General features: G+C 23.9%; 5 protein-coding genes. All 5 read right to left on the bottom strand.

The features are described 5' to 3' along the window. Positions 1-158: 158 nt before the first annotated feature. On the bottom strand, positions 159-887 hold the full coding sequence (locus tag MBCUR_RS00080; protein ID WP_067088644.1) for a tRNA (adenine-N1)-methyltransferase: 729 nt from the start codon (positions 885-887) through the stop codon (positions 159-161). Between the two features lie 463 nt (positions 888-1,350). Beyond that, positions 1,351-2,913, bottom strand: coding sequence for an ATP-binding protein (locus tag MBCUR_RS00075; RefSeq protein ID WP_067088641.1), 1,563 nt, complete (start codon positions 2,911-2,913; stop codon positions 1,351-1,353). A 1,112-nt stretch (positions 2,914-4,025) separates the two neighbouring features. Continuing rightward, complete coding sequence (locus MBCUR_RS00070) at positions 4,026-5,588, bottom strand: ATP-binding protein (RefSeq protein ID WP_067088638.1); 1,563 nt, start codon at positions 5,586-5,588, stop codon at positions 4,026-4,028. Positions 5,589-6,084: 496 nt separating this feature from the next. Continuing rightward, positions 6,085-6,873, bottom strand: a complete 789-nt coding sequence (locus MBCUR_RS00065) for a V4R domain-containing protein (RefSeq protein WP_067088635.1) — start codon at positions 6,871-6,873, stop codon at positions 6,085-6,087. A 105-nt stretch (positions 6,874-6,978) separates the two neighbouring features. Next, complete coding sequence (locus MBCUR_RS10170) at positions 6,979-7,155, bottom strand: hypothetical protein (RefSeq protein ID WP_157077460.1); 177 nt, start codon at positions 7,153-7,155, stop codon at positions 6,979-6,981. Positions 7,156-7,391 lie beyond the last annotated feature (236 nt).

Below are 7,391 nucleotides of genomic sequence, written 5' to 3'. Positions count from 1 at the left end.
TATAATTTAAAATCTTTATTCCATGCCCAAAAAAATCTTTACTTTTATTTAATCCATTTTTTATTTCAAATAAGTCTCCCAATTTTTTCTCTTCCCATTCATCACTAAATTCTGGAAATCGTAATTTGGGTGTGTTGTTTTTTGACATTTTTTTAAACCTATATTTTTCTTCCAAAGAATAGATAGCCTGTGTGTCCTACCATGCGTGTTTTAGGGCGAGTTCCTTGAGTTTTAACTTCTAATTCTCTTTCTAATGTTTCTAAAATTGTTAATTTATTAAATCCAACTTTTTTAGCTATTTTATACGATGTTTCTATTTGATCTATGTATGGAGCATAAATAGCTAGCCATCCACCTAATGTTAAAGAGTTAAAACAATCTTCCATTATTTCATATGGTTTTATTAAATCTAAAAATATTAAATCAAGGTTTTTCTCTTCTATTCCTTCTTTGACATCTTTATTTTTTACTTCAATGTTTTTTAATCCAAAATTTTCAATGTTTTCGCTGGCAATTTCTGCAAAGTCTTCTCTTATTTCATAGCTTACTATCTTTCCAGTTTCTCCTACAATGTTTCCAAAGTTTAAGGCAATAGCTCCTGCTCCTGTGCCAGCATCTACTACTTTTGAACCATATCCTACTCCTGTGTGTGATATTACAGTTCCTATATCTTTTTGAATAACAATAGAGCAGTTTCGCTTCATTATGTCAATGTAGTCATTTATATTTGCTTTAATTACTTTAAACTCTTTATCTAAATGAGTTTTTATTGTATCTCCTATTTTAGACATTTCAATATCTTCTTTTTTAATAATTCCTAAGTCACTTTGAAATTCTTCATTGTTAACAATATATTTCTTTCCTCTTTTATCGATTATAATTTTCAATATTTGATCTCCTTATTTTAAAATAAATTTTTTGGACTGTATTGTTACATTATCATATAAAAGTTAATGTTTTTATGATTAACTAAATATTTAAATAGCCATTTTTAATAGATTTTTGATTTTCTATATTATATTTTATTCATTTAATCGTTAATGTTCATTTTTTTATTTATTTTTTATTTATTTTTTATTTATTTTTTATTTATTTTTTATTTATTTTTTATTTATTTTTTATTACTTTTTATTACTTTTTATTTATTTTTTGCAATTTTGGGGTCAAGTTAAAGGAATTATTAATATAAATTTGATGATAAATATTACAAATTGAAAGCTTCATTTATAACAATTTCAATTTTTTAATGAAACTAATGAGATTTTGAAAAAATTTTTCTTAAGTTGACAGCTGTAAATTTAGAATACTTAAACTATCTTTATGGATTTTTAATAAATTATTAAATATTTCTTATTCTAATTTGTTTTTAAATTCACAATCAATGTCATTTTTTGAGAAAGCTAAAGCTAAATAGATTGGGTTTTCATCTTTGTATCTTGTGTAGTATTTTTTTTCTTTAATCTGCTTAAATGCTTCTTTAATCATTGTTTTTGTAGATTTAGTTGAGGAGTATTTGATTTCTATGATTATTGTTTTACCTTTTATTTTAAAGATTATATCTGCTCTTCCAGAATATGTTGTTACTTCACCTTGTGATTCGATTCCTAAGAAATAGAGAGCTACTAAAAATATTCCATGATAGTATTTTTCATCATCTCCTTTTAATGGATAGGATAACCTGTGATATATACTTTCTAGGACATCTAGTAGTCCTTTTGAATCTTTATCTAAAATACTTGTATATGTTTTGTTTTTAAGTTCTTTTAAATTTTCTGTGCTTAAATTTGTATAAGCATTTACAAGTCTACGGATTAAAGACTCTCTAACTTCATAATTTGGAATATCTAATATATATTCCATAACTCCGTGATTATTATTTATTTCTTTTATTGTTAGGTATCCTGTTTGAAACAGTAATGTTATAGGGTGAATATTTTCTATTTCAAAAGTGTCTAAATCATCTTCAATTGCAGGTATAGGTTGGATTATTGGCTGGAGGTTGTTTTCTTTTTTAAGTATTTCTATTAGAAATGTTGGTGTTCCACTGCTAAACCAGTAATTTGAAAATTTTCTCTTATTAAATAGTAGTAATGTTGAAAATGGATTGTATACTTTAGTTTTTCCATCCCAAGTGTATCCATCATACCAATCTTCAATTTTATTTACTGTTTCTTTGTAATTAAGTGATTCTTCATTTCCTAGTTTTTTAATATGTCCTTTAAAATATTTTTCTAGCTCTTTGTGAGTGTAACCACAGATTGCAGCATAATCTTTATCTAAAGTAATATCAGTAAGATTATTTAGTCCTGAAAAAATAGATGTAGATGAAAACTTAGATATTCCAGTGATAAAAACAAATTTTAAAAACTTATCATTAGCTTTTAAAGATTGATAAAAATTATTTAAAGTTTTTCTATTGCCATCAGCTATTTCTAAATTTGTTATATGGTCTATAATAGGTTTATCATACTCATCAATTAAAATCACAACTTTTTGGTTAAATTTTTTATTAATATTTTCAATTAATTCTCCAAATCTTTGAGATAAAGTTTTACTTATTAATTCTATTTCAAATTTTTTTGAAGTTCTATTTAACAGATCGAATAAAGAATCTTTTAATTCATCTGAATTTTTATAATCCATAGATCCAAAATCTAAGACAATAACAGGATATTTCTTATCCCAATCCCATTTATCATAGATATATAAGTCTTTAAACAATTCTTTATTTGCTGAAAATAACTCTTCTAATGTACTGACTAAAAGTGATTTCCCAAATCTTCTTGGTCTAGAGAGAAAATAAATTTCTCCATTTTCTATTAAATTAAATATATTTTCTGTTTTATCCACATATAAATAGTTTTTTTCACGGATTTTGGAAAATGTTTGTATACCTACAGGTAATTTTTGCATACTATTTATCCCCTAAATTATTTAAAATAATTATATATAGTTGACTATATAATTTATATATAATTATACCTATTTGTTAATAAAAATATAAATACTTTTATAAATTTAAACAATTCTATAAGCTTAAGAAATATTTTCTATTTTTCCTTTATTTTTTCTATTTTTGCTTAATATTCTTTTTTTATTATTTTTTTAATTAAAATAGTTTATATTAATTTTTATTATATATTTACATTTTTTTTATTAATTTAAATAGATTATAATACTTAAATTTAAATATAATGCATTATATATTTATTAAATATAGTATTAATATGTTTTAATTTATTTTAATTTATTTTTCTATTTTTTAAATAGTTTTATTATAAACTTTATAAATCTAGTTTTAACTTAATTAACTAAATTTAAACAATTAGATTTTCTAATTGATGCACAGCCATTATATATTTAATAATAAATTTCACATGTTTTTAAGGGTTTATAATTTTAGCAAATTAAAATTAATATTTAAAATAAATTAAACAAGGAAGAATAATGTATTAAATTTAAGAGGCTGTCAATTTGTTAGTTGGTAAGAAAAATTTCTCTTCTAAAAATCAAGTGTTTGCAAATTCAAGCTTAAAATTCAAGCTTAAAAATTCTACCAACTAACAAATTGACAGTCCCAAATTTAATGTATATTTTTGCCAAATTTTCGTAAAATTCAAAAAAATTTATTGTATGATATATTTTTACATTTTTCTTATTTTTAATTTTCATATCATTTAATTTATAATTTTTTTAATCCTCCAACAAGGGGACATTTTATCACTGCTGTCAACTTAAGAAATTTTTTTGGTTTTTAATCTATTTTTTTACATTCAATTTTTTTATGATTATTATTCCATCTACATCTTCAAAATGTCTATTAAATGTGACTGTTTTGATTATTTCTAAAATTCTTGATTAATTTATAAATACATTATCAAAGAAGAAAATCTCATTGTAACATCCATATTTTCTAAAGTTTTTTCATATTAACAAAATCACTACTTAATAAAATAAAATAGTTTATTTTCAAAAATAGCTTTTGATCAAACTTTTTCTAAAAGTTTGTTTTTAAAGTTTGTTTGTTATTCTAATTTTTCTTTAAATTCGCAGTCTATATCGTTTTTTGAGAAAGCTAGTGCTAAATAGATTGGGTTTTCGTCTTTGTATCTTGTGTAATATTTTTTTTCTTTTATTTGTTTGAATGCTTCTTTTATTATTGTTTTTGTGGATTTTGTTGATGAGTATTTGATTTCTGTGATTATTGTTTTGTCTTTTATTTTAAATATTGTGTCTGCTCTTCCTGAGTAGGTTGTTACTTCACCTTGTGATTCAATGCCTAATAAGTACAGAGCTATTAAGAATATTCCGTGATAGTATTTTTCATCATTTCCTTTAATTGGATATGATAGTCTGTGGTATATGTTTTCTAGGACTTCTATGAATCCTTTTGAGTCTTTATTTAAAATGCTTATGTATGTTTTGTTTTTTAGTTCTTTTAGATTTCCTGTGCTTAAATTTGTATAAGCTTTTACAAGTCTACGGACTAGAGACTGTCTGACTTCATAATTTGGAATGTCTAATATGTATTCAATATCTCCATAATTTTTGCCTTTCTCTTTTATTGTTAGGTATCCTGTTTGAAATAGCAATGTTGTTATGTGGATATTTTCTATTTCAAAAGTGTCTAAATCGTCTTCAGTTGCAGATATAGGTTCTATTATTGGTTGTAGGTTGTTTTCTTTTTTAAGTGTTTCCATTAGAAATGTTGGTGTTCCACTGCTAAACCAGTAATTTGAAAATTCTCTTTTATCAAATAAGAGTAGTGTTGAAAATGGGTTGTATACTTTAGTTTTTCCATCCCAGCTGTAGCCATCATACCAATGTTCGATTTTAGCTAATGTTTCTTTGTAGTTAAGGGATTCTTCTTTTGCTAGGTTTTTAATATGGTCTTTGAAATATTTTTCTAGTTCTTTGTGGGTGTAGCCGCAAATTTTAGTGTAATCTTTGTCTAGTGTGATGTCTTTAGGGTTGTTTAGTCCTGAAAATATTGATGTTGATGAGAATTTTGATATTCCTGTTATGAAAATGAATTTTATGAATTCATCGTTAGCTTTTAAAGATTGATATAAATTATTTAAAGTTTTACGGTTATCTTCAGCTATTTCTAAATTTGTTATATGATCTATAATAGGTTTATCATATTCATCAATTAAAATCACAACTTTTTGTTTGAATTTTTCATTAATTTTTTCAATTAATTCTCCGAATCTTTGAGGTAAAGTTCTTCTTTTTAATTCAATTTCAAAATTTTCTGAATTTTTATCTAAAAAATCGAATAAAGAATCTTCTAATTGTTCTGAATTTTTATATGCCATAGATCCAAAGTCTATTTTAATCACAGGGTATTTTTTATTCCAATCCCATTTGTCATAGATGTATAAGTCTTTAAATAATTCTTTGTTTGCTGAAAATAGCTCTTCTAGTGTACTGACTAGAAGGGATTTTCCGAATCTTCTTGGGCGGGATAGAAAGTATACTCTACCATTGTTTATCATTTTGTGTATTTCTGGTGTTTTATCTACATACAGGTAATTTTCATTTCGTAATATAGAAAATGATTGAGTTCCAATAGGTAATTTTTGCATATTAGCAATCTCCAAATTTTATTTACTTTATTTAAAATAAAAATCTAAAATAATTCATTTAAACTAATTATATATTAGATTTAAAAACATAAATACTTTTCTAAATTATAAAAAATTTAAATTAACACATTAAAAACCCATGAATTAATAAAAATAGGGAGAGGTAAACTAAGCAAATATTAAGAAAAAATATAATAAATAACTAATATTAATAAAAGTGCACTTAAAAAATAAATTACAACCATTAGACTTTAAAAAATTTTCTTAAGTTAACAACATTGATTATAATCTATTTAAATTAATAAAAAAGAATAAATATCTAATAAAAATTAATATAAAACTATTTCAATTAAAAAAAAAAGAATATTATAGCAAAAATAGAAAAATAAATTGTTCTTTTGGAACAACTCATAATAAGTTATAAAACAGATTCCTATGACATTATAGTTCAAACCATTAGACTAATGATTCATAAAATGGTCATGTGCCATGGTTTTTAGTTCTTGTCATTTTTCTTTACAACAAAGAGGCAGTAATCACTGTCCATTGTCATACATAACTCTTCATGAATCTCTATATCTGTACCATAATGGTTTTTTAAAATGGTTTCTACAACACCTAATTCAAAGTAGCATATAGGGTAGTCTACTTTTGGAAGAGGTGCACACTCAAAACATTCATAGTTTTTTATGTGAAGTTCATCTTCTTTTTCTTCTACTTCTAGTCTGCCAAGTTTGTATTTTTCCCAAAATTCAGCGAGGTTTTGGATTAATCCTACATCGGTTTTAGAATTAACTTGTTCATATATCACTTGTCCTACTTCTACTCCTGTTTCATAGATTAGGGGATAAAGTGATATTCCATTTTCTAGTAGTTTACTTCTTACAGAATGGGATACTAAACGAGTAAAATCTTTTTTAGGGTCGTTTTTTATAACATTTTTAATGAAGTTTTCAGTTCTTTCACCGTCAAAGTCTTCTTGTTTAACAAAGTCAATTTCTGCTAAAATATTAGAGTTTATAAAGAACATTTTCTTTCTACCGTCTTTGAGGTCTTCCTCATGTGTAATTAGTTCTTTTTCTTCTAATTCTCTTAAATGTACAGAAACTGTGGATTTAGCTTTTCCTAATTCCTTAACAATATCTTTAAAATACATTCTTCCATTTTCAAGAAGATTAAGAATTTTTAATTTTACAGGACTTTTTACTACATTAACCAGTCTATTTTTTTCTCCAGTTGTTAACACTAACATTGGGTACTGGCTTTTTTCTTTTGTATCGATCATTTTCATCCTCCATAATAACTATTCATATCTTATATTAGTTAAACAAACTTTTAGAAAAAGTTTGATCAAAAGCTATTTAAGAACAAACTTTTAGAAAAAGTTTGATCAAAATAAATAATCTGTTATAATTCCAAAATTGATAGAATCATTTTTTATGTCAACTATTTCAAATGAAGTGGTTTCATTAGAAAAATAGTCTGTATTAGTAGAGTAAGATTCTAATATTTTAAAAGTAGAAGTTTCTAAAGGAGTTAGATTTCCGTAGAACTTAGTATTGTCCAAAATTTTGTAGAATTCATTTGAAGTTTTAAAGGAATTAAAATAAAAAATGAATCTATTGCCTAAATTTATCGAATCAGAAGGTTCATCTTCATCATTATCATTATTATTGTCATATTGTTAAGACAATTTAATTTTCATATTTTTTATTTAAGTATAGTATTTTGATAATTTTTTATCAGCATTTTCTTTAGTGAAATTCCAGTTTATTTTGCATTTATTTTCATTTCTGTAGTTCT

It is taken from the genome of Methanobrevibacter curvatus (assembly GCF_001639295.1).
GTDB lineage: Archaea > Methanobacteriota > Methanobacteria > Methanobacteriales > Methanobacteriaceae > Methanoflexus > Methanoflexus curvatus.
Note: the sequence above shows the minus strand (reverse complement) of the source record. Positions and strands in the feature narration are given on the sequence as shown.